This window comes from Streptococcus sp. 1343 (genome assembly GCF_013277355.1).
Classification (GTDB): Bacteria; Bacillota; Bacilli; order Lactobacillales; family Streptococcaceae; genus Streptococcus; species Streptococcus pseudopneumoniae.
On the sequence record NZ_VMMT01000020.1, the window covers coordinates 1 to 22485 of the forward strand.

Here is a 22485-nt window from a genome sequence, read left to right on the forward strand (position 1 = left end):
TAGCACATTTTTTAATCTAGATTTGATTATTCTATTTATTTATTCGAAAAAGAGAGGAAAATACAGTCAAGATATGGTCACAAATTTAAAATTTTATAGTGAAATGAAAAAATAAGAACAGGGCAAATCTATCAGGACAGTCAAATCTATTTCTNNAGAGGTGTACTATTCTAGTTTCAATCTACTATACCATTATTTTCTCCGATTTCTTGATAGTTTATAAAAAAGCAGGCCATTAAAGCCTGCTTTACTATTGATTCTTATATACATTTCCTGTGAACAAGGAAAGGCATTTCTGATAACTTATTCTTCATCCATGCTCAAGACGCTGAGGAAGGCTTCTTGTGGGACTTCAACTGATCCAATAGCTTTCATACGTTTCTTACCAGCTTTTTGTTTTTCAAGGAGTTTACGTTTACGAGAAACATCACCACCATAACATTTAGCAAGTACGTTCTTACGAAGGGCCTTAATATCAGTACGAGCGACAATCTTGTGTCCAATTGCTGCTTGGATTGGAACCTCAAATTGTTGGCGAGGGATGATTTTCTTGAGCTTATCAACAATGAGTTTCCCACGTTCGTAGGCAAAGTCCTTGTGAACGATAAAGCTGAGAGCATCCACCTTGTCTCCGTTAAGAAGGATATCCATTTTGACCAGCTTAGATGGGCGATATTCTGACAATTCGTAGTCAAAGCTTGCATAACCACGTGTCGAAGACTTAAGTTTATCAAAGAAGTCAAAGACAATTTCAGCAAGAGGAATTTGATAGATAACATTGACACGGTTATCATCAATATAGTCCATAGTCACAAAGTCCCCACGCTTACGCTGAGCTAGCTCCATTACTGCTCCGACGAACTCCTGTGGTACCATGATTTGCGCCTTGACATAAGGCTCTTCAATGGTCGCAATCTTAGTTGGGTCTGGAAACTCAGATGGGTTAGACACATCCATAGACTCACCGTCGGTCAAATTAACTTTGTAAATAACAGACGGAGCTGTCATGATGAGGTCAATATTGAATTCACGCTCTAAACGTTCCTGGATAACATCCATATGGAGAAGTCCAAGAAATCCACAACGGAAACCAAATCCAAGTGCCTGAGATGTTTCTGGTTCAAACTGAAGACTAGCGTCATTCAGTTGCAATTTTTCAAGGGCTTCACGCAGGTCATTGTACTTGTTTGACTCGATTGGATAGAGACCCGCAAAGACCATAGGATTCATCTGTTTGTAACCATGTAATGGCTCTGTTGCAGGATTGGTTGCCAAGGTAACGGTATCACCCACACGAGTATCCTGAACCGTCTTGATAGAAGCTGCAATATAACCAACGTCACCAGTCGCAAGAAAATCACGACCAACTGCTTTGGGTGTAAAAATACCAACTTCGGTCACATCAAAGGTCTTGCCATTGCTCATAAGCTGAATCTTATCGCCAGGTTTAACCACTCCATCCATGACACGCACTTGGAGGATAACCCCACGGTAGGCATCGTAAACTGAGTCAAAAATCAAGGCCTTGAGTGGTGCCGTCACATCACCCGTTGGTGCTGGTACTTTTTCTACGATTTGCTCAAGAATTTCTTCAATCCCAATACCAGCCTTGGCAGAAGCCAAAACTGCTTCACTGGCATCCAAACCAATCACATCTTCAATCTCTGTACGCACGCGCTCAGGGTCTGCAGCTGGTAGGTCAATCTTGTTAATGACTGGCATGATTTCCAAATCATTGTCCAAGGCCAGATAAACATTGGCAAGAGTTTGAGCCTCAATCCCTTGGGCAGCATCGACCACCAAAATCGCCCCCTCACAGGCAGCGAGCGAACGGGAAACTTCATAGGTAAAGTCCACATGTCCAGGCGTGTCAATCAAGTGGAAGATATAGGTCTCCCCATCTTTTGCAGTGTAATTGAGCTCTATGGCATTCAACTTAATGGTAATCCCACGTTCCCGTTCTAAATCCATGCTATCCAAAAGCTGAGCTTGCATTTCACGACTGGAGACTGTCTCAGTTTTTTCCAAAATGCGGTCTGCTAGAGTCGACTTCCCGTGGTCAATATGGGCGATAATAGAGAAGTTACGGATCTTCTCCTGTCGTTTTTTCAATTCTTCTAAGTTCATGAGTCTCTTCCTTTCAGGGTATCTATTTATTATAAATTGTTTTTGATATTTTGACAAGACCATCCCCTGCTAGGAGTACTAATCTTCAGCGACAAAGCCGTCATTTTCGATAAAGTGGTGTTCTGTCATCCCTTGGTCTGTAAAGACAATCCCGTGAAGGACACCACCATAAACAGCTCCTCCATCCATTCCAATCTTACCATTTTCTGTCATCCAAAGCTCAGCTGTACCTCGCTCTTGCTTTAACAAACCATAGACCGGTGTATGACCGAAGACAATGGTTTTTCCAGTATGATTTTCGGCTTCGTGGAATGGTTTTCTAAGCCATACTTTCTTGTAATCTGTGGTTTCATGCCAGTCGTCCAAGGTCAGATCAATACCTGCGTGAACGAAGATATACTTGTCTGTCTCTACCACAAATGGCATTTGACGAATAAATTTGACCAAGTCTGCCGCTTCAGTAGCAACACGCTTGGCATCCTCCACTCCGTCAACTGGTGCATCCAAGGGACGACCTAGGATAGAGTTAATAGTTGTATCACCACCATTACGACGATAGTGGTCATAGCTTTCTTCTGGATCATCTAGCCAAGTCAAAAACATATACTCATGATTTCCTGATAAACAGATAGCCCCTTGATTGTCCACTAAATCCTTGACCATTTCAAGGACACGGCAACTATCTTCACCACGGTCAATTAAATCCCCTAGAAAGAGCAACTGGGTCTGACCATCCCAGGTTTTGAGAAGGTCTTCCAGCATCCCAGCTTTTCCGTGAACATCTCCAATTACATAATAGTCAGGCATCTTATTTCTCTCTGTTTCTCAACAATTCTCTGGCTTGCGTCAGGGCTGCTTCGGTCACATCATCACCTGCCAACATCTTAGCAACTTCCTCCACTCGCTCTTCGACCGTCAAGAGACGAACAGTCGAAACCGTTGAATGGTCATTACTAATCTTCTCAATAAAGAATTGATAATCCGCAATCGCAATCACTTGTGGCAAATGAGAAATCGCCAGAACCTGACCATGCTGACCAATTTTATGAATCTTCTGCGCAATAGCCTGAGCTACACGACCTGAAACTCCCGTATCCACTTCATCAAAGACAATACTGGTCTTACCTTCTTTATGTGAAAAGGCAGACTTAATGGCTAACATGAGACGAGATAATTCCCCTCCAGAAGCAACCTTAACCAAGGGTTTAAAGTCTTCACCAGGGTTGGTTGAAATATAAAACTCAACCATTTCATTGCCCTCACGGCTGAATTTACCCTTGCTAAAACGAACCTGAAACTGGGCTTTTTCCATATAAAGGTCTTGCAGTTCTTGTTTAATCTCTGCTTCGAGCTGCTGAGCCAAGTCATGACGAGCAGAGGCAAGTTGACCAGCCAAATCAACAAGATTGACTTCCAATTTCTTAAGCTCTGCTTCCATGTCCTCAGATGAAAGGTTATTGCCTGTCAAGAGATTATATTCTTCCGTAATCTTGGCAAAATAAAGCAAGACATCGTCTACAGTCCCACCGTACTTACGGGTAATAGTATGAAGGAGATCCAAACGATTCTCAACCTGCATGAGACGATTGCCATCAAAATCAAGGTCCTCTATAATAGCTTCCAAACGTTTGCTAATGTCTTCTAAGACATAGTAGGTCTCAGACAGAGAGCTTGAAATTTCACGGTATTCAGGGTCATACTCTTCAACACTTTCCATGTCATTCATGGCTGAACGAACATTGGCTAGACTTGAAAAATCTTCATTGTCCAACATACTATAGGCATTTGTCAGCGTATCCGCAATATTTTTATGATTGAGAAGTTTATCACGCTCTTGATTGAGAGCCAAATCTTCTCCAGCCTGCAAGTTTGCTGCCTCAATCTCTGCCATTTGAAATTCCAACATTTCAATACGAGACTTGTGTTCCTGTTGGTTTTTCTTGACTTCCAGAACCTGCTTGCGCATTTTTCGATAAGCATCAAAACTTGTTTGATAGGTTTCTTTCAAGTCCCAAAAGGCTGTATCACCAAATTCATCCAGCATCTGAATATGCAGTTGGGGACGCATTAACTCTTCTTGATCATGCTGACCATGAATGTCCACCAGATGTTGCCCAATAGCACGCAAAACAGACAGATTAACCATCTGGCCATTGACACGACTAATACTCCGACCATTTTGCAAGATTTCCCGACGGATGATAATTTCATCACCTAATTCTAAACCTTGCTCATCAAAAATTTCCTGTAAAAGACGACTATTCTCAACTGAGAAAAGCCCCTCAATCTCTGCCTTTGGTGCACCATGACGAATAACATCTGTCGTCGCACGAGCTCCCAACATCATATTCATGGCATCAATGATAATCGACTTCCCTGCGCCTGTTTCACCAGTCAGGACTGTCATCCCCTTTTCAAAATGGAGGGAAATAGCCTCAATAATGGCAAAGTTTTTTATCGAAATTTCAAGTAACATATAGACCTACCATTTTTTTACTTGTTCAAAGATTTCCTCAGCTAGACTTTCACTTCTGGCCATGACTAAAATCGAACTATCATCAGCCAAACAGCTGAAAATCTTATCCGCAAAAGTCTCAATTAACTGAGCTTTTACAAAAGCTGTATTTCCTGGAATAACTTGGAGATTGATCATCTTGTCCATCAATTGAGCCGATTCGATATTATATTCAGCTAGTTGCAAACTTTTTACGATTGATTTTGGCAATTCATAGACATAGGTGTTATCTCTCAAAGGAATTTTGACAATGCCTAGCTCTTTGATATCTCGGGATACCGTTGCTTGAGTGGCAGTGATTCCTGCCTCTTTCAAATGTTCTACAATTTCTTCTTGTGTACCGATTTGATAATCTGTCACAAATCGTCTAATTTTTTCAAGTCTCTCTTTTTTATTCATTTTTAAATTGACTATGCGCCCTTTCTACTATTTCTTCAATCTCAGCAAGAACCTGATTGCTTGCTGACTCTTCTTTTTTCAAATACGCTAAAAACTCGATATTTCCATGTCCACCTTGGATGGGAGAAAAATCCAATCCAAGGACTGAAAAGCCTTCCTCTACTGCCATAGCTGTGACAGATTCAAGGACATGTTGATGAACCTTAGCATCTCGAATAATTCCATTTTTCCCAATCTGCTCTCGACCTGCCTCAAACTGAGGTTTAACCAGAGCCACAACCTGACCTTGATCTGCCAAGACACGGTGCAAGGCTGGAAGAATCAAACTTAGGGAAATGAAACTCACATCAATACTGGCAAAGCTCGGCTCCTGCTCGAAATCGGTCTTTTCAGCATAGCGGAAATTAAACTGCTCCATGCTGACAACTCGTGGGTCTTGGCGTAGTTTCCAAGACAATTGATTGGTACCAACATCAACTGCAAAGACAAGTTCAGCACCATTTTGCAACATGACATCGGTAAAACCTCCAGTAGAGGCACCGATATCAATCGTTGTAGCTCCTTCCACTGACAAATCAAAGACCTGCAAGGCCTTTTCCAGTTTCAAGCCACCACGGCTGACATACTTGAGTTTCTCCCCCTTGAGTTTTAACTCAGTGTCGTCCGGGATTTTCTCTCCTGGTTTGTCAAACCGTTCTCCATTCAGGACTGCAACGACTAGTCCAGCCATGACGCCGCGTTTGGCTTGTTCTCGCGTTTCAAACAAGCCCTGTTTATAAGCTAGTACATCCACTCTTTCCTTAGCCATTGATTCTCAAACTTTCTACTACACTTACAATTGATTCTGTTTCAAAGGGAACCTGCTGGGCAATGTCGTCTAATTTGGCATTAGCTTGATCCAGGGTTTGGTTACAAAAGGCAATGGCCTCTTCCAAGCCCAACAAGGCTGGATAGGTTGACTTTTCTGCCTGCAAATCCTTTTGAGGTGTCTTGCCGATCTCCTCAAAACTGGCAGTCACATCCAGTACATCATCTCGAACTTGAAAAGCAAGTCCAATCAATTCACCAACAGTTTTCAGCTTCACCTGCATCTCAGGTGCCAATTCGGCTATAATAGCAGCCGCTTGAAAGGGATAGGCTAGTAGTTTCCCAGTCTTATTAGCATGAATGGTCTGAAGTTCTTCCAAAGACAAATGTTGGTGTTCACCTTCCATATCTAAAACCTGGCCTGCTACCATACCCAGACTTCCTGAAGCAAGAGATAAGTTGGCAATCAAGTCCACCTTAATCTGACTTGGCAAATCTGCCTGCGCTATCAAGGCATAAGGATCTAGGAATAAAGCATCTCCAGCCAAAATTGCCATTGCTTCGCCAAATTTCTTATGATTGGTCAATCGTCCCCGACGGTAATCATCATCATCCATAGCTGGAAGATCATCGTGAATTAAGCTCCCTGTATGAATCATTTCCAAGGCTGCAGCCACCTGCGCGTGAGCAGGTTTGATAGCCACCTGCAAGGCTTCCAAAACTTCTAACAAGAGAAAAGGCCGAATACGCTTGCCACCAGCATGAATGGAATAGAGAACAGACTCTCGCAAACTAGAGGCAAACTGCTGGCCTCCATAAAAGTCTTCCAAGGCTGACTCGACAAGAGCTAATTTTTCTTGCTTCTTCATTCAAAATCACTTTCTGTTCCGTCTTCTTGCATGACCTTGACCAAGGTCTTTTCAGCCTTGTCCAGCGTCGCTTGGAGTTCTTTAGACAAGACCATGCCCTGTTGAAAGGCAGTAATCGCATCTTCCAGAGCAATTTCACCATTTTCCAAACTTTGGACAATGGTCTCCAGTTCTGCTAGATTTTCCTCAAATTTCTTTTGTTTTGACATCTTTAACCTCTAATTCTACTTGACCATCTCGCATCAAAAGCGTTACTTGGTCTTTTTTCTTCAAACTCTCAACCGAATCTACAACGGACTCTTCTTTTTTGACAATAGCATAACCACGCGCCACGATGCGACTGGCATCCAACATCAACAAGGCTTCTGAAAGTCTCTTGACTTCAGCAACCCTGGCATCATAAACCAGCGTCATTTGACTACGGAGGAGCTTATCCAACTGGCCTAGACGGTCTTGATAGCGTTGGATTTTGGTAACAGGTGATAATTGAACCAGTTGATGCGTCCTTGCTTGGACTAATTGCTTGTTATCAGAAATCCGTGTTCGCAAACTTTGTTTCAAACGCAATTGCAGTTGATCCAAGCGTTGCATATAGCCATCATACAAACGTTCTGGTTGTCTAAAGATAACAGACTGACTGCATTTTTTCAAAGCTTCTTGTTTCTTAGATAGGACATTTCGGACTGCCGTTGCCATCCGTTTTTCCTGATTTTGCAAATGAGCTAATAGATCCAACTTGGTCACAGGTGTTGCTAGTTCAGCCGCCGCTGTTGGCGTTGCAGCGCGTCGATCTGCCACAAAATCTGCCAAGGTCACATCCGTCTCATGCCCCACACTAGAGATAACTGGCAAACGAGATTCAAAAATAGCTCGTACCACAATTTCTTCGTTAAAGGCCCAGAGATCCTCTATGGAACCACCTCCACGACCAATAATGAGTAAATCCAAATCGTCCCCTTGATTAGCACGCGCAATATTTCTAGCAATTTCCTCCGCAGAACCTTCACCTTGAACCTTAGTTGGATAGAGTAGAATATCGACACCTGGAAATCGCCTACTGACGGTCGTGATAATATCTCGAATAACGGCTCCACTGCGACTGGTTACCACACCAATTCTCTTAGAAAATTGGGGCAGAGCTTGCTTGAAACGTTCTTGAAACAGGCCTTCTTCTGTCAATTTTTTCTTGAGTTGTTCAAACTGAATCGCAAGCGCCCCAACCCCATCAGGCTCAGCCTTTTCAATGATGATGGAGTAGCTACCACTTGGTTCATAGACCTGCACACGCCCAATCACATTGATTTTCATTCCTTCTTCTAGGTCGAAACCTAATTTCTGATAAACCCCAGACCAGATGGTCGCTTGAATAACTGCATGGTCATCTTTTAGGGAGAAATATTGGTGAGTAGGTCGTTTACGAAAGTTGGAAACTTGACCAGTTAAATAGACCCGTTCCAAGTATGGGTCTTTATCGAATTTCATTTTCAGATACTTGGTCAAAGTTGTTACCGATAAATACTTTTCCATCTCCACCTACTATTCATTTTCTTGCTCTTTCATGGGTATTATTATACCAAAAATATGCCTAAAAATCTCCATTTATGTACCATTATGAGGGAAAAATAGAAAAAGGAGGCAAGGCCTCCAATTCTGTTTATTTGCTATTTCGAGCTTCTTCCAAAATCTTAGCAATCTTGGTCGTCAACAGGTCGATAGCTACTGTATTGCTGACTCCCTCAGGAATGACGATATCAGCATAACGCTTAGTCGGCTCGATAAACTGATGGTACATGGGTTTAACCACACCTAGATACTGGTCAATAACGCTATCAAGGCTACGGCCACGTTCTTCCATATCGCGCTTGATACGACGAATAATGCGCACATCATCATCCGTATCCACAAAAATCTTGATATCCATCAAATCGCGCAGGCGCTTGTCCTCCAAGACCAAAATGCCCTCAACGATAAAGACATCCTGAGGCTCCTGACGATAGGTCTTGCTGCTCCGTGTATGTTCAGTATAGTCATAAGTCGGAATGTCCACCGGACGCCCTGCCAACAATTCCTTCATCTGCTCAATCATCAAGTCTGTATCAAAGGCAAATGGATGGTCATAGTTGGTTTTGATACGCTCTTCAAAGGTCAAATGAGACTGATCCTTGTAGTATGAATCATGCTCAATCATGGAAATCTTTTCATCAAGAAAATGCGATAAAATGGCTCTTGAAACACTGGTTTTACCACCACCAGAACCACCTGTCACTCCAATAATGATTGGTCTATTTTGCATGCTATCCTCCGTTATTTTATCCGTCGTCTATTCTATCACATTTTTTACAAAATTTATAGTCTCATCAGCAAAAAACACCAGAGTCTTCCCTCTGATGTTCGATAGTTTTAACGAAAGCCCTGTAGGGTTTGAGCAAGCATCTGCAAGAAAGCCAGTCTCCCTCTTTCCTGGCTAGGAGCTTTGGCAATCCATAAACCAAAATCAATGACAGACTTAGGTGCCTGGTAATGATGCGTCATGAGGTAAAGCGACAACCCTTGACTCAAATTGGCCATGACCGATTGGTATTTTTCATTTCTGTCTAAATTTTGTATAGCAAGACGAAACAGGTGACTCAACTCACTATTTTCATTTATTTCTTTTTGTTGAAGAAGTTGCTCCACCCTTTCTCGAAACTCATTTTGCATCATGGAATTATCACACCAAATCCTGGTCTAGGTGCCCATGGACCATAATTAATCCAGCCATTGACTACTACACTTCCCGTGTACCCCCAAAACTCTCCATGATTGATACTGCATTTTGCTCGACCTTTAACGTCTACACAATATACTCCTGGGCCTAAGTTCCCACCAGAACCTGTAATGGACTCTAAATATTTATCTGAAAGAATTTTAAATTGCTTCATTTCACACCTCTAAATTTCTATATAGATTATTTGAGTATCTACAACTCGCAACAATTGGAATATTATAATTCCCAACCCCATTCTACTATTAGTATGGGGTTTTATCAAGCAATTGTTATCTATCACCCGATTTTTATTCCTAAAGGATCTAGCTAAAAACCTTCCTTGGCTTGTAGAGTTTGTCCCGTTTTTCTAGAATGGCTAACAATGTATCATCTTCAAAGGCAGCCAGTTCTTTGTCCGTTTGGTCTAGCTCAATAAAACGACCAAAGCGAACTTCTGTAGCTTCTTCTGGACTTAGGAAAACTTTGACAAGATCACCTGTCCCAATCTCTATAGGATGGAGAAAGTCCAATTGGCCAGCCTCTACTTTTTCAGCAATTTCCTCCAAGGTCAGTGCGTCTTCTAATTGTAAGCCAGCAGCACTAGTACGAGTTAACTGAGACATATGAGCCGCATAACCAAGCTTTTCACCCAAATCAACTGACAAAGTACGGATGTAAGTCCCTTTACTGCATTTTACACGAAAAGTGAATCGGGCAAGTTGGCCATCATAAGAAATCGGACTTGTTCGCTCAAATTGATAAATGGTCACCTGACGTTCTGGACGCTCCACTTCCTGACCAGCACGCGCATACTCATAGAGCTTGCGACCATTAACCTTAACTGCCGAATACATAGGGGGAATCTGGGTAATAGGCCCAGTCAAGCTCGCAATCGCTTCATCAACAAGCTTTTCATCCAAGGGAGACAAAACAGGGGTTTCTGCGACCACTTCCCCACTAGCATCCTCAGTCGTCGTGGAATAGCCCAGAGTGATTTCCCCCTCATAGATCTTACCCTCGTCCTGCATAAACTCAACCATGCGGGTCGCCTTGCCAACCGCAATGGGCAAAACACCCACTACATCTGGATCCAAGGTCCCACCATGACCAATTTTCTTGGTGCCCAAAATCTTACGCAGTTTAAAAACCGCATCATGCGAGGTCATTCCTGCTTCTTTTTTTAAGTTGATAATACCGTTCATTTTTGCTTTCTACTCCCCCTTCAATGCTTCAAATTTCGCTTTCATGGTTGGATTTTTCCGGGTCAATTTTTTAACAGAGACATCTTCCAATTTGTTGTTAGCTAAACGGAGTTGGTTTTCAGATGTGGTCAGGAATTTCTTAACCTCTTCCATGCGTTTGATGGCCTTGTCGATTTCATCAATAGCTTTTCCAAAGTTGGTCGAAGCTGAATTATAGTTCTTAGCAAAGGCTAGTTTAAAAGCATCCAAGTCTTCCTCAAAATGTGTAATGTCGATATTTTGCTCGCGAACAAGCGCTAACTCCTGCTTGTATTTTAAAGAATTAAGAGCCGCATTACGTAAGAGCCCAATCAACTGAATAAAAAATTGAGGACGAACCACATACATCTTTTCATACTCGTGACTGACGTCAACAATCCCTGTGTTAAAGTAGTCGTTATCGGCCTCAAGCATGGTCACTAAAACGGCATATTCACAGTTCTTCTCCCGACGGTCCTTGTCCAATTCCTTGTAAAAATCTGCATTCTTGTGCTTCTTCTCTGTTCCGTCAGCTTCATTCTTCATCTCAAACATAATGGAGATAATCTCTACCTCATTTTCATCACACTCACGGAAGATGAAGTCTCCCTTAGACCCACGCGCAGAGACCTTGTTATCCTTCTCAAAGTAGGCATTTGGAAAGGCGAAACTACGGACCTTGTTAAACTCACTCTCTGCATACTGTTCTAGGCTTTCCCCAATGGCTTTTGTAGATTGTTGAGCCTTAAAATTCTTATAAAACTCGACTTGTTCACTAGCTGCTTTAAGCTGGGCTTCATAGTTTTGCTTAACAGAAGCCAAAGACAACTCATTTTCCTTTTCTTGCAAGAGGAGCTGATTTTTGACCTGAACATGTTCTTTTTCTAGGTCAGAAAGGGTCTTTTGCAGTTGATTTTCATGCTCTAAACGCAAAGTGGCCAATTGGTTCTCCAAAGCCTGTACTTCCTTGTCCTTAGCCAAGAGGGCCTGATGGCTTGTCTGTTCAACTTCTTTCTTGGCCAATTCTTTTTCTGTATCAAAGTTTTGGATCTGACTCTGTAATTGCGCAATTTCTTGATCCTTCTGAGCCAGTTTAGTCTGTTGCTCATTCATAGCCTTTTGCTCAGCCAAGGCCAGTTCTTGCCTCATCCTATCGTGTAGTTCCTTATCAAACTCTGCCGTTCTCACTTGGGACAAAAGTTCAGCATACTGGCTTTCATTTACTGTAAAGACTTCCCCACAGTTGGGACATTTGATTTCGTTCATATCGTTCCTCTTTCTAGACTTCTTTATCCATTATATCATGCCTGAAGGAAAATCAAAAACAGCGAGTCGAAAACCACTGTTTATCTTCTTTTACTTTAAATTTTCTCCAAGGCCAAGCGCAAGTCTTCAATCAAATCTTCTACATTTTCAAGACCAATTGACAAACGAAGTTGGTTTGGTGTGACACCTGCTGCTTCTAGGTCTTTTTCTGACAATTGACCGTAAGTGGTTGTTGCTGGATGAACAACAAGAGACTTGGCATCTGCCACGTTTGCAAGGTCAGAAAAGATTTCTAAATGATCAATGACCTTGCGGGCTTCTGCCTCCCCACCTTTGACATGGAAGGTAAAGATGGAACCGACACCTTTTGGCAAGTATAGTAGATTGAAACTAGAATAGTACACCTCTACTTCTAAAACATTGTTAGAAATCGATTTGACTGTCCTGAACAATTCGTCCTATTCTTATTTCATTTTACTATATTTTTATGAAAATCTTAAAAAATCAGTGAAATCCATGATTTCACTGATTTGTATTAATAAAATTGTTTATATGGTTGATTGAAAGCTGTTAGAATTTCATCAGATGTTTGTGAATAATCTTTTGTTTCTTTCAAATCACCTTTGACAATAATACGTTCTGTAGCAGCAAGGTCTTCACAGGTTACTAATGTGATTTCATTGACCCCATCTCTATCATCAACTTCATCAACACGATCCGGTGTCACACGTTTGACTTCACGTATTTCATAAGTATAAACTTTATTTTTATCGGTTAGATAAATCTTCATGCCATTTTTAGCATTATCTAAAGGAGAAAATAACATTTTATTAGCATTATCAACACCAAAGATATGGTGACTAGCTAGACTATAATTTCCTTCCCCCATTACTTGCTCGCGTTTCATTGTACCAGCTCCGTAGAAGAGATTAACATTATCAAGTCCTTTAAAAATCGGCAAATTCATTTCCAATTCAGGAATTGCAATTCCCCCAATAACTGGTAATTTTTGAGCATCCCATTGAGAAGTTAGAACAGCTTCCGAAGAGATAGCTTTGACAGAATCAAAGTCAAAATTGCCTTCTGTATCCTGATTTTCTTCTAATTTTTCTTTTGATACCTGGCTAACTTGATACTTATTGGTATTCCAGACTATGAAAATATTTCGAATTTGCGCATTAAAAATCAAAGCCAGTGACAGTAATATCAGAAATCCTGCTAGGATATTTGTCAGCAGATTTTTTCGCTTGTTTTTCTTTTTATTATTTTTATGAGACATTATTCTTCACCTTCTGTTTCATTTTCTGTCCCAACCTCTTCTTTTTCTGCCACCGCAACCGTTGTGAAAGTCACTATCTGAGCATCTTGATCCAGGCGCATTACTTTAACTCCCATAGTTGCACGTCCTGTTTGTGAAATATTGGCAAGATTGGTTCGAATCATGACACCTGTATCAGTGATAATCATCAAATCCTCATCCCCTTGAACAGTCATAAGACCGGCCAGCAAGCCATTTTTTTCGGTAATTTTAGCTGTCTGCATTCCCTTACCACCACGACCTTTTGTTGGGTATTCAGTAGCGACTGTACGCTTACCATATCCTTTTTCTGTGATAATAAGAACCTCATCTTGATCAGTAATCAAGCTGGCACCAACAACTGTGTCTCCTTCACGAAGGTTAACACCTTTCACACCAGTGGCGATACGACTCATACCACGAACGGCTGATTGATTAAAGCGAACTGCATAACCAAACTTGGTACCAATGATAATATCCATATCTCCTTCCGCCAACAAGACATTGATTAACTCATCTTCATCCTTTAAATTCAGCGCTTTGAGACCATTTTGACGAATATTGGCAAATTCCTTAACACTGGTTCTCTTCACAATACCGTGACGGGTTGTAAAGAAGAGATAAGCATCATCACTGCGATCAGACTCAACATTGATAACCGTCTGAATATTTTCGTCTTCATCCAATTTCAAGAGATTGACTACTGGTAGCCCTTTGGCAGTCCGACCATACTCAGGAATTTCATAACCTTTCAAACGATAAACTCGTCCTTTATTTGTGAAGAAGAGCAGATGATCATGGGTGCTAGTTGACACTAACTCACGAACAAAGTCATCATCTTTCACTCCTGTTCCTTGGACACCACGACCTCCACGTTTTTGAGCAGTAAATTCAGCTTGGTCCAGACGTTTAATGTATCCTTTGTTAGAAAGGGTAATTAAGACATCCGATTCTTCAATCAAGTCCTCATCCTCGAGACTCAAGACCTGTCCAACCATCAACTCTGTACGGCGTTTATCGGAAAATTTACGTTTAACTTCATCCAATTCGTCTTTGATGATTTGAGAAACACGTTCAGGCTTAGCAAGAATATCCGCTAAGTCCGCAATCAGAGCCAAGAGGTCATCATACTCAGATTGAATCTTATCGCGTTCCAAACCTGTCAAACGACGAAGACGCATGTCTAGGATGGCCTGACTTTGACGTTCAGAAAGCTTAAACTTACTCATCAACTCAGCTTGTGCTTCCGCATCCGTTTCACTAGCACGAATGATACGAATCACTTCGTCGATATGGTCTAGCGCAATCAAGAGACCTTCTAAGATATGAGCGCGCGCTTCCGCTTTTTCCTTATCAAAACGTGTACGACGAACAACTACTTCTTTTTGGTGCTCGATATAAGCATCCAAAATCTGACGAAGAGACAAAATTTTCGGTATACCATTTTGGATAGCCAGCATATTGAAACCAAAGTTGGTTTGCATCTGGGTCATCTTGAAGAGATTATTAAGGATAACATTGGCTGAGGCATCACGCTTGACTTCAATAACAAATCGAACCCCTTCACGGTTTGACTCATCACGTACTGCTGTAATCCCCTCAATACGTTTTTCCTGAACCAAACGAACAATATGCTCATGTACCTTGGTTTTATTAACCATGTAAGGAAATTCTGTTACAACGATGCGCTCACGACCAGTCTTAGTCGTTTCAATCTCTGTACGAGAACGTAGGACAATCGAACCTTTACCTGTTTCATAAGCCTTATGGATACCTGATTTCCCCATGACAAGGGCACCTGTTGGAAAATCTGGTCCAGGCAAGACTTCCATCAAGTCCTTGGTAGTCACTTCAGGATTATCCATGACCAACTTCACTGCATCAATGGTTTCACCCAGATTATGAGGTGGAATATTGGTTGCCATCCCAACCGCGATACCAGTTGCTCCATTAACCAAAAGGTTTGGAAAACGCGCTGGCAAGACCAAGGGTTCCCGTTCGTTGGCATCATAGTTATCAACGAAATCAACTGTATTTTTGTTGATATCACGAAGCATTTCCAGAGCAATCTTGCTCATACGTGCCTCGGTATAACGTTGAGCGGCAGCACTATCTCCATCCATGGAACCAAAATTCCCATGACCATCTACAAGCATGTAACGGTAACTCCACCATTGAGCCATACGGACCATGGCTTCATAGATAGAGGAATCCCCGTGTGGGTGGTATTTACCCATGACATCCCCTGTAATACGAGCAGATTTTTTATGGGGTTTGTCTGGAGTAACACCCAATTCATTCATTCCGTAGAGAATGCGACGGTGAACAGGTTTTAAGCCATCTCGAACATCAGGAAGAGCTCGCGCTACGATAACACTCATGGCGTAGTCGATAAAGCTTGCCTTCATCTCCTTTGTCAGATTGACATTCACTAAATTTTTATCCTGCATTAATAAATGCCTCATTTCACAATTAGTAAGTAACAACATTATACCATAAATTCCCATCTATTTCAGCCTCTAAACCACTAAAACGTTTACATAGAGAACTATACGGCATATTCGTGACAAAGTTTTTTAAAAGTGATAGAATGAAGTTGTCTAGGGAAAATCCCCTAATAAAATTAAGGAGATGTTTAGAACAATGACTTCAACTAAACAACACAAAAAAGTTATCCTTGTCGGTGATGGTGCTGTAGGTTCATCTTACGCTTTTGCACTTGTTAACCAAGGAATTGCACAAGAGCTTGGAATTATCGAAATTCCACAATTGCATGAAAAAGCTGTTGGTGATGCGCTTGACCTTAGTCACGCCCTTGCCTTCACTTCACCTAAAAAAATCTATGCAGCTCAATACTCTGACTGTGCAGACGCTGACCTTGTTGTGATCACTGCAGGTGCGCCTCAAAAACCAGGTGAAACTCGTCTTGACCTTGTAGGTAAAAACCTTGCTATCAACAAATCAATCGTAACTCAAGTTGTTGAATCAGGTTTCAAAGGTATCTTCCTTGTTGCTGCTAACCCAGTTGACGTTTTGACTTACTCAACTTGGAAATTCTCTGGTTTCCCTAAAGAACGCGTTATCGGTTCAGGTACTTCACTTGACTCAGCTCGTTTCCGTCAAGCCCTTGCTGAAAAAATCGGTGTTGACGCTCGTTCAGTTCACGCCTATATCATGGGTGAACACGGTGACTCTGAGTTTGCCGTTTGGTCACATGCTAACGTTGCCGGTGTAAAATTGGAACAATGGTTGCAAGCTAACCGTGACTTGAATGAAGCTGACCTTGTAGAACTCTTCATTTCTGTTCGCGACGCTGCATACTCAATCATTAACAAGAAAGGTGCTACATACTACGGTATCGCTGTAGCCCTCGCTCGTATCACTAAAGCAATCCTTGACGATGAAAACGCAGTACTTCCACTTTCCGTATTCCAAGAAGGTCAATACGGAATTGAGAACGTCTTTATCGGTCAACCAGCTATCGTTGGAGCACACGGTATCGTTCGTCCAGTAAACATTCCATTGAACGATGCAGAAACTCAAAAAATGCAAGCATCTGCTAAAGAATTGCAAGCTATTATTGACGAAGCATGGAAAAATCCAGAATTCTAAGAAGCTTCTAAAAATTAATTTAACTATAGACAACTCCTTGAATCATCAGGGAGTTGTTTTTTTCTGTATTATAGTAGGTTGAAGTTGAAATAGCACCCTATCACTCTAAAACGTTGTTATAAAATGCTTTAAATTCCTAATTGATTTGTTCATATCTTATTTCAATCCATTATACATCTTCCCACAATAAAACGCATAATATCAAGGATTGTCAATACCTTATCTTATGCGTTTTTTCTGATTTCAAAGAATTTTGACTCAGCCTTCTTTTTAATTATTTTCAAAATAGGAATCAACCAACTTTTGAATGCGCCCTTCTTTAGCCGCTGGAATGGTATCTACTAAAACAAAATTCTTCCTACTGATATCTTTAGAAAGATTGCCAAATATAAAATTAGTGGAAATGTTATAGATAATCTCAGACGGAGCAAATCCATAAACTTGGTTTTCTAAGATATGTTTTAAGCGTTCTTCAGAATTTGGAAATGCATCTTTCAAACCTTCGCTATTATATAGTCGCTTAACAAGTTCAGCAATATAGAGACCAGACTTCATGTACAAATCAATAAATGTCTTAAATGGATCATCAAATATTCCTGGATTTTCTTTTTCAAGATCATCTACCATCCTCTTCACTACCCGTTTAGGAGTGAAAATCTGATTGGTTTTCTGTGGTGGAATATAGTCAAAAATATCTTCTTTTTGGTCTTTAAAATAATCCGCCAACTCCTTTTTCTTGCGAAGAAATTCTTGAATAGCTTCGTCAAATGTTGCTTTATCAAAGAGATGTCCTGCAAAATCTTGTCCTCCATCTCTCAAATAACGAAATTGATCAATCGTAATACCAGTCACCTCAAAGAAGACTTGCTCAGGAACAAAGGTATCAAAATTATCAAGTGTTAGAGATTGATTGCCATAAGCCATAATAAAACTTGGGATGGTTCGTGCAAATCCACGAAGATGGTCACGAATCTCATCTTGAGCTGATTGTTTCAACTGCTCAACACGTTTTCTCTCAACCTGTTCGATAAACTTCTCAGGCATTTTTTCCACTTCTTTTTTGAGTGTTTGCTCTAGTTTTTCTTTGTGAATGAGCTTATTTTCTTCTAAACGTTTATCCAAATCTTCTTGAATCTTATCCTTTTGCTCCTTATCATCTGCTTCTTTAATTTGTTGCTGCAATTCTTGCTTGATACGAGCTTCAGAAATTTTTCTTTCAATGTCATTTTTTCGAATTTCATTATCAAATGTTGCTGTAATTTGCTTCTTGATTTGGTCTGTTTCCCGAGTTTTAAGGTTGTATTCAGCTTTTAAATCTTCTACAATCACTGAAGAAACTGTCTTACTCAAATCATTTGCCAATTGTTTTTGAGTTCGTTCCTCATCTTTTGTGACTAACTCAGCAACAGATTCACCAAGCCCATAAACTTTTTCACCAAAAAGTCGCATTTGCTGATTAACTACAATTTCATGGTCTACTACTGCATTTCCCTCATCATCTACTGTAACATCTGAAAAGTCTAATAAATCAGAACTATCTTGTACCTTCCCTTCCTTTTCAACTGGCAGCTCATTTAAAATGTCTAGAACTGTTTGACTAGCTTGGAAAATACCGCTGATATTATCAAATAATAGATTGGACATAAAGCCACGTTTAAGAACTTCTCTAGCTTTTATCTGGCGAGGAATGGTTAGAACCGCCTTGGCATCAATTTCAACCATCTTACCAGCACGGTCTTCGGCAATAACTGGAAAGAAGTTTAATAATTCTCTAATATTTTCTTCACGAGTTGTCGAAGTCCCGCCGCCTCCTGCAGTCGCAAGCGATAAGTTGTTGGCAAACTCATCAAAGAGAATCAAGGTTCTTTCCGGCGCAAAGTCAAATACATAGGCTCTTTCTTTGCGAAAGTGATTTCCTTTGTTATCGATCCATGAGTAAGGATTTTGAGCACGGAAGGCGGCCTGCATATAAAGTGCAGGTGATTTCAAATTCGATAACATCAATACACCTGTCCACTCAGGGATAGTGACACCTGTCGTCAATTGACCGACGGATAGGGTAATGGTTTTGTCATTACCTGCTATCGCTTTTCTAACCAAGTCCAAGGATTTGAGTTTGACTTTATCGTCTTCTTCGGACATACGTCCGTCACCAGCAGCTAGAACGATCTCATAGTTTTCATAGATGGGGTGTTCTTCTAGTAGTGCTTTTAAAGCCTTAGCTGAGGCTACACGCTCCAACAGCCAAAAAGTATGCTTGAGTTCGTTCCGAAGTTCTTTGGTTGAAAATGGATACTTTTCATTGCTTGACAGAGTATCTAACCAATTTTTGACATCTTGCTCATGGATAAATTTACCTTTATCATCTGTAGCGAAAAATTCACTCAAGTCAAAAGCATAGTCAATATTTTCACCATCAAGTTGAGCGCCTTTCTCTAGCTCTTCACCAATCATCTGAGACATTTGATAGGTAAAGAGATTTAACTGAGGTAAGGTTTCATATGGATTTTCCTCTTCTTGCTCAGGCGACCAAATAGTTTTGGCTGCCTGCTCATCAGCATAAGACCAGTTATAGATTTGCTCCTCGGTAAACTCTCCCTTTGCCAATGCTTTAAATGGTGTACCTGACAAATGCAGAGTAAAATTCCGTCGAATCTTGTTAAAAGCCTGGTCTGTCTTAAAGGTATCAACTCCTTCATGAGCCTCGTCAATAACCAACAAATCCCAATGCAGATCAGTCACCCATTTGAGTTTATCGTGCTCTCCACCTAAATAAACAGAACCTTTCAAGTCTTGGAGACTGATAAAAGCAAGTTGTCTTACATCGTCATCTAAAATACCAACAAATTCTTTACGTGACAAAGTTGGACGACTCTTAAGGCTATCTGATTCAGAAACAAACTTGTAAGTCGTCTGACCTGCTATGAATGTTTCAAAATCATCATACCATGAGTTAGCAATGGCAGGGCGGTTTGTTACAATTAGGACATTAACAGCTTCCATTCGACGAGCTAGGTCATAGGTAGACAAGGTTTTACCAAATCGTGGTTTGGCATTCCAGAGAAATTTGCCTCCAGCATGTTCTTGGAAATAAGCTAATGTCTTAGCAACTGCTTCTTCTTGCTCTTGTCGCAGAGTATAGTCCTGTCCTTTTCCAGGTTGATAACCAGACAAATCATGCTGAACAAATTTATCGAATAGATTTTTAGATTTTTCAGGAGTTCCATTAAAATAGAACCATTCCGTCTTAGGACGACGTTCTACATCATGGAAAGACAAGAAATGGTGGAAATCATAATCCTTGAAAGTTTTCCCCTTATCAGGCTCTTCTGTATAAGCTGCATCACCAGTCCATAAGACATCTGTAGCTATATGAGCTGTATGCGTTTGCTCCTTGATACGTTGTGTGACATCACGTTCTGTATACCCAATCTTAATCCAGCCTTCATTACTGGTTACTGTCGGTGTGGTGTAGGCATAGATTTTAGGATGAATCTCTTTTGAGGTTTTTATTTCTACTGGCATAAGTATTCCTTTTTTGAACGTTTACTAACGAAGTCAATTTATCTAACAAATGACTTTCTCATCTCATAAGTACAAAAAGGGTCAGGGCATCGTATGCTTCCTGACCTAATCCTATGTGTCAATTATAGATCACTGAGCGCTATTTGTCAAATAAAAATACTTTTCTAATCCATCTCCCTTACATGAGTCTCAATAAAGGAAATTTCCTCAGGAGAAAGGTCATATTTTTGATAAAGCTGGCGGTCAATATCAGCCACTGATTGTGTCCAATCAATGTCTGAATTGACCGTAAAGTCTTGGAGGGGGACGTAATACCAAGTTTTGCGTGAATTATGCTGAGTAACTTTCAAAACACCTAATAATACTCTAGCGAATTTAGTTTTAATAAATTTAATACAAGCATCGGCTTCAAATTTTGTTTTAAAATTACCAATAGATAAAAAAGTATCTGTATGCCCGATTAGGGGTTCCCCGATTAGGGGTGTTGATAAGACTTCACCTAAGGCACCACTTCCATTAGCTTCTGGTACAAAAACATTATAATTTTCGAATGTTTCCGGTAAATCTAAATATTTTTTATTAATATATCGATAAACACGTTCGGAGCCAATTCTTCCAAGTAGAGCAACATGGTCTTTTTCTTCTTTGTTTTTGAAAACAAAATCTAACTGAGTTAGTGATTTCGAAACAATTTTATTTTTTGTTCCTTTTCCTTGCAGTTTTTCAGCATTTGGATAATCAGAAAAAAGTTTATTTGAAAATCTATAAATACCTTGAGGATAAACTAAATCAGAAAAAGTTTCAAATTCTGGATGTTTTTCGATTTTTTTTACAATACCATTCAAAGTTTCAAAAATAGTAAATACTCCGATTGGTCCCAAATCTTTATCAACATCACGATAAGTTATTGCTACTCCACCCTTAATATCCGTTCCTGTAAATACTTTACCGCTTTTAAGTTCATAGAATTGAACTTTTAAATGCTTGTCTTCAAGCATCTTTTCCATCCAATTTTTAGGAGTTTGACCAGCTTTAAATAAAAACCTTGCTGGGGTGATTAGTATAGATTTATCTGCGATTTTATAAGCTTCATCAATAAAATAGTGATATATCGGCTCATCTCTAGCTTCTCCTATTTCCTGATACGGCGGATTTCCTATCACGACATCAAATTTCATTTCACTTTCCTCGCTAGATAGGCGCTCAAAACCTATCATTCTATTCTTTTTCCAGTCTTTGATATGGGTTTTAGATTCTTCTACTTCTTGGACCTCTAGCTCATCCGCAAACAAACTCAATTGTTGAGATTGCCTTTGTTTAGCTGAATAAGGACTACTTTTTTTCAATCCATCCATCTGAAAGACATTGTAAGAGATGATAGTTGCAATCTCTTTCTTCTGCTCTAATGTTGGTTGATTTCCAGTCTTAGCTAGATAATAGTCCTCAAAAGTTGCCAAAAGATTTTCACGCGCCAAAAGTAGAGAGTCCCCTTGGTACTCATAACCATAAGAAGCTCGATAAGCTTTTTTTACAAATTCATAAAATGTGACTTCATCTGAAACCTCACGACTAATCCGTTGCAATTTTCTATCAACAAAACCAACTCGTTCAGATAATGGAATTTCCTTACCAATCACTGTATCATAGCGAGTTACCATATAAGGTGCTTCACCACAGGTAATTTCTAGCCATCGCACTTGGATATAATCTTCAAGATCCAGAGCTTCAAGGTCGGCTTCCACATATCCATTTTGCTTTGCGACCAACCAAGTTGGTGTAAACACTTCTGCCCTTATTTTTGTACGATCTTTTTGCTCATACTTGGATTTTTCAGATCTGGGCTGAATCAAGTTAGCATAGTTTCCAGTAACCTTACTTGGACTAATACTATCACTAGGACTAAAGCCTTTTCCTAACAAGTTATAAGAATGCGTCGCCCAAACTATATTTTTCTTTGTTGTTCTATCTTTTAAAAGTATTTTTAATAAATCAGCAGACTCCTTAGCCAACTGCTCTTCACTAATATCTATTGCCATCAGCAACCTCTCTTGTATTGTAAGCCCTATTATATCATATTTAAAAGAGTCATAACCACCCGTGAA

General features: G+C 40.3%; 17 protein-coding genes and 1 pseudogene. 1 reads left to right on the forward strand and 17 read right to left on the reverse strand.

Features of this window, described 5'->3' with window-relative positions; translation table 11 throughout:
* Window positions 1–303 precede the first annotated feature (303 nt).
* The 15 genes and pseudogenes from lepA to gyrA all read right to left on the reverse strand — a co-directional run bounded on the left by lepA (window position 304) and on the right by gyrA (window position 15696).
* Window positions 304–2127, reverse strand: a complete 1824-nt coding sequence (gene lepA / locus HT709_RS03040; RefSeq protein ID WP_001047210.1) for a translation elongation factor 4 — start codon at window positions 2125–2127, stop codon at window positions 304–306.
* Window positions 2128–2205: 78 nt separating this feature from the next.
* Window positions 2206–2934 (reverse strand): metallophosphoesterase family protein, encoded by a 729-nt coding sequence (locus HT709_RS03045; protein ID WP_172925510.1) that lies wholly within the window; start codon window positions 2932–2934, stop codon window positions 2206–2208.
* A gap of 1 nt (window position 2935) precedes the next feature.
* Window positions 2936–4603 (reverse strand): DNA repair protein RecN, encoded by a 1668-nt coding sequence (gene recN / locus HT709_RS03050; RefSeq protein WP_172925511.1) that lies wholly within the window; start codon window positions 4601–4603, stop codon window positions 2936–2938.
* Window positions 4604–4609: 6 nt separating this feature from the next.
* A complete protein-coding gene (locus HT709_RS03055; RefSeq protein ID WP_001034403.1) occupies window positions 4610–5041 on the reverse strand; it encodes an arginine repressor in 432 nt (143 codons plus the stop codon).
* Window positions 5034–5849, reverse strand: a complete 816-nt coding sequence (locus tag HT709_RS03060) for a TlyA family RNA methyltransferase (RefSeq protein WP_172925512.1) — start codon at window positions 5847–5849, stop codon at window positions 5034–5036. The genes HT709_RS03055 and HT709_RS03060 overlap by 8 nt, the downstream gene beginning before the upstream one ends.
* Window positions 5842–6717, reverse strand: coding sequence for a polyprenyl synthetase family protein (locus HT709_RS03065; RefSeq protein ID WP_172922452.1), 876 nt, complete (start codon window positions 6715–6717; stop codon window positions 5842–5844). Before HT709_RS03065 ends, HT709_RS03060 begins: the two co-directional genes overlap by 8 nt.
* The gene (locus HT709_RS03070) at window positions 6714–6926 is read right to left on the reverse strand and encodes an exodeoxyribonuclease VII small subunit (RefSeq protein ID WP_042901048.1); all 213 of its coding nucleotides are present in this window, start codon (window positions 6924–6926) and stop codon (window positions 6714–6716) included. Before HT709_RS03070 ends, HT709_RS03065 begins: the two co-directional genes overlap by 4 nt.
* The gene (xseA, locus tag HT709_RS03075; RefSeq protein ID WP_023933773.1) at window positions 6904–8244 is read right to left on the reverse strand and encodes an exodeoxyribonuclease VII large subunit; all 1341 of its coding nucleotides are present in this window, start codon (window positions 8242–8244) and stop codon (window positions 6904–6906) included. Before xseA ends, HT709_RS03070 begins: the two co-directional genes overlap by 23 nt.
* Window positions 8245–8371: 127 nt before the next feature.
* Entirely contained in the window at window positions 8372–9010 is a 639-nt protein-coding gene (udk, locus tag HT709_RS03080; protein WP_001181364.1) for a uridine kinase, read from the reverse strand.
* Between the two features lie 107 nt (window positions 9011–9117).
* Window positions 9118–9420 (reverse strand): bacteriocin immunity protein, encoded by a 303-nt coding sequence (locus tag HT709_RS03085; RefSeq protein ID WP_000983427.1) that lies wholly within the window; start codon window positions 9418–9420, stop codon window positions 9118–9120.
* 366 nt (window positions 9421–9786) lie between these two features.
* Window positions 9787–10665: a tRNA pseudouridine(55) synthase TruB gene (gene truB / locus HT709_RS03090; protein ID WP_138699678.1), complete on the reverse strand. Its 879-nt coding sequence runs from the start codon at window positions 10663–10665 to the stop codon at window positions 9787–9789.
* Between the two features lie 9 nt (window positions 10666–10674).
* Window positions 10675–11949, reverse strand: coding sequence for a DUF2130 domain-containing protein (locus HT709_RS03095; protein WP_001002630.1), 1275 nt, complete (start codon window positions 11947–11949; stop codon window positions 10675–10677).
* Window positions 11950–12044: 95 nt separating this feature from the next.
* Window positions 12045–12326: pseudogene (locus HT709_RS03100) on the reverse strand (PLP-dependent transferase); the annotation flags it as partial.
* A 158-nt stretch (window positions 12327–12484) separates the two neighbouring features.
* A complete protein-coding gene (gene srtA, locus HT709_RS03105) occupies window positions 12485–13228 on the reverse strand; it encodes a sortase SrtA (RefSeq protein WP_050146515.1) in 744 nt (247 codons plus the stop codon).
* Entirely contained in the window at window positions 13228–15696 is a 2469-nt protein-coding gene (gyrA, locus tag HT709_RS03110; protein WP_050146517.1) for a DNA gyrase subunit A, read from the reverse strand. The genes srtA and gyrA overlap by 1 nt, the downstream gene beginning before the upstream one ends.
* 193 nt (window positions 15697–15889) lie before the next feature.
* On the opposite strand from gyrA, the gene HT709_RS03115 reads away from it, so the two are divergent.
* Window positions 15890–16858: an L-lactate dehydrogenase gene (locus HT709_RS03115; protein WP_000204723.1), complete on the forward strand. Its 969-nt coding sequence runs from the start codon at window positions 15890–15892 to the stop codon at window positions 16856–16858.
* A 270-nt stretch (window positions 16859–17128) separates the two neighbouring features.
* Here the strand turns inward: HT709_RS03115 and HT709_RS03120 are convergent, their stop codons facing one another.
* Window positions 17129–20383 carry a DEAD/DEAH box helicase family protein gene (locus tag HT709_RS03120; RefSeq protein WP_023938562.1) on the reverse strand — a complete coding sequence of 1085 codons (3255 nt, stop codon included), beginning with the start codon at window positions 20381–20383 and terminating at the stop codon, window positions 17129–17131.
* A 164-nt stretch (window positions 20384–20547) separates the two neighbouring features.
* A complete protein-coding gene (locus tag HT709_RS03125) occupies window positions 20548–22419 on the reverse strand; it encodes an Eco57I restriction-modification methylase domain-containing protein (RefSeq protein ID WP_172925513.1) in 1872 nt (623 codons plus the stop codon).
* Window positions 22420–22485 lie beyond the last annotated feature (66 nt).

What these genes read in the sequence shown, in the direction of transcription:
- HT709_RS03115 (WP_000204723.1), top strand. Translation starts at nt 15,890, where the DNA reads ATGACTTCAACTAAACAACACAAAAAAGTTATCCTTGTCGGTGATGGT.
- truB (WP_138699678.1), bottom strand. Translation starts at nt 10,665, where the DNA reads ATGAACGGTATTATCAACTTAAAAAAAGAAGCAGGAATGACCTCGCAT.
- HT709_RS03060 (WP_172925512.1), bottom strand. Translation starts at nt 5,849, where the DNA reads ATGGCTAAGGAAAGAGTGGATGTACTAGCTTATAAACAGGGCTTGTTT.
- HT709_RS03085 (WP_000983427.1), bottom strand. Translation starts at nt 9,420, where the DNA reads ATGATGCAAAATGAGTTTCGAGAAAGGGTGGAGCAACTTCTTCAACAA.
- HT709_RS03070 (WP_042901048.1), bottom strand. Translation starts at nt 6,926, where the DNA reads ATGTCAAAACAAAAGAAATTTGAGGAAAATCTAGCAGAACTGGAGACC.
- HT709_RS03095 (WP_001002630.1), bottom strand. Translation starts at nt 11,949, where the DNA reads ATGAACGAAATCAAATGTCCCAACTGTGGGGAAGTCTTTACAGTAAAT.
- srtA (WP_050146515.1), bottom strand. Translation starts at nt 13,228, where the DNA reads ATGTCTCATAAAAATAATAAAAAGAAAAACAAGCGAAAAAATCTGCTG.
- recN (WP_172925511.1), bottom strand. Translation starts at nt 4,603, where the DNA reads ATGTTACTTGAAATTTCGATAAAAAACTTTGCCATTATTGAGGCTATT.
- HT709_RS03065 (WP_172922452.1), bottom strand. Translation starts at nt 6,717, where the DNA reads ATGAAGAAGCAAGAAAAATTAGCTCTTGTCGAGTCAGCCTTGGAAGAC.
- HT709_RS03125 (WP_172925513.1), bottom strand. Translation starts at nt 22,419, where the DNA reads ATGGCAATAGATATTAGTGAAGAGCAGTTGGCTAAGGAGTCTGCTGAT.
- HT709_RS03120 (WP_023938562.1), bottom strand. Translation starts at nt 20,383, where the DNA reads ATGCCAGTAGAAATAAAAACCTCAAAAGAGATTCATCCTAAAATCTAT.
- gyrA (WP_050146517.1), bottom strand. Translation starts at nt 15,696, where the DNA reads ATGCAGGATAAAAATTTAGTGAATGTCAATCTGACAAAGGAGATGAAG.
- xseA (WP_023933773.1), bottom strand. Translation starts at nt 8,244, where the DNA reads ATGGAAAAGTATTTATCGGTAACAACTTTGACCAAGTATCTGAAAATG.
- HT709_RS03055 (WP_001034403.1), bottom strand. Translation starts at nt 5,041, where the DNA reads ATGAATAAAAAAGAGAGACTTGAAAAAATTAGACGATTTGTGACAGAT.
- lepA (WP_001047210.1), bottom strand. Translation starts at nt 2,127, where the DNA reads ATGAACTTAGAAGAATTGAAAAAACGACAGGAGAAGATCCGTAACTTC.
- udk (WP_001181364.1), bottom strand. Translation starts at nt 9,010, where the DNA reads ATGCAAAATAGACCAATCATTATTGGAGTGACAGGTGGTTCTGGTGGT.
- HT709_RS03045 (WP_172925510.1), bottom strand. Translation starts at nt 2,934, where the DNA reads ATGCCTGACTATTATGTAATTGGAGATGTTCACGGAAAAGCTGGGATG.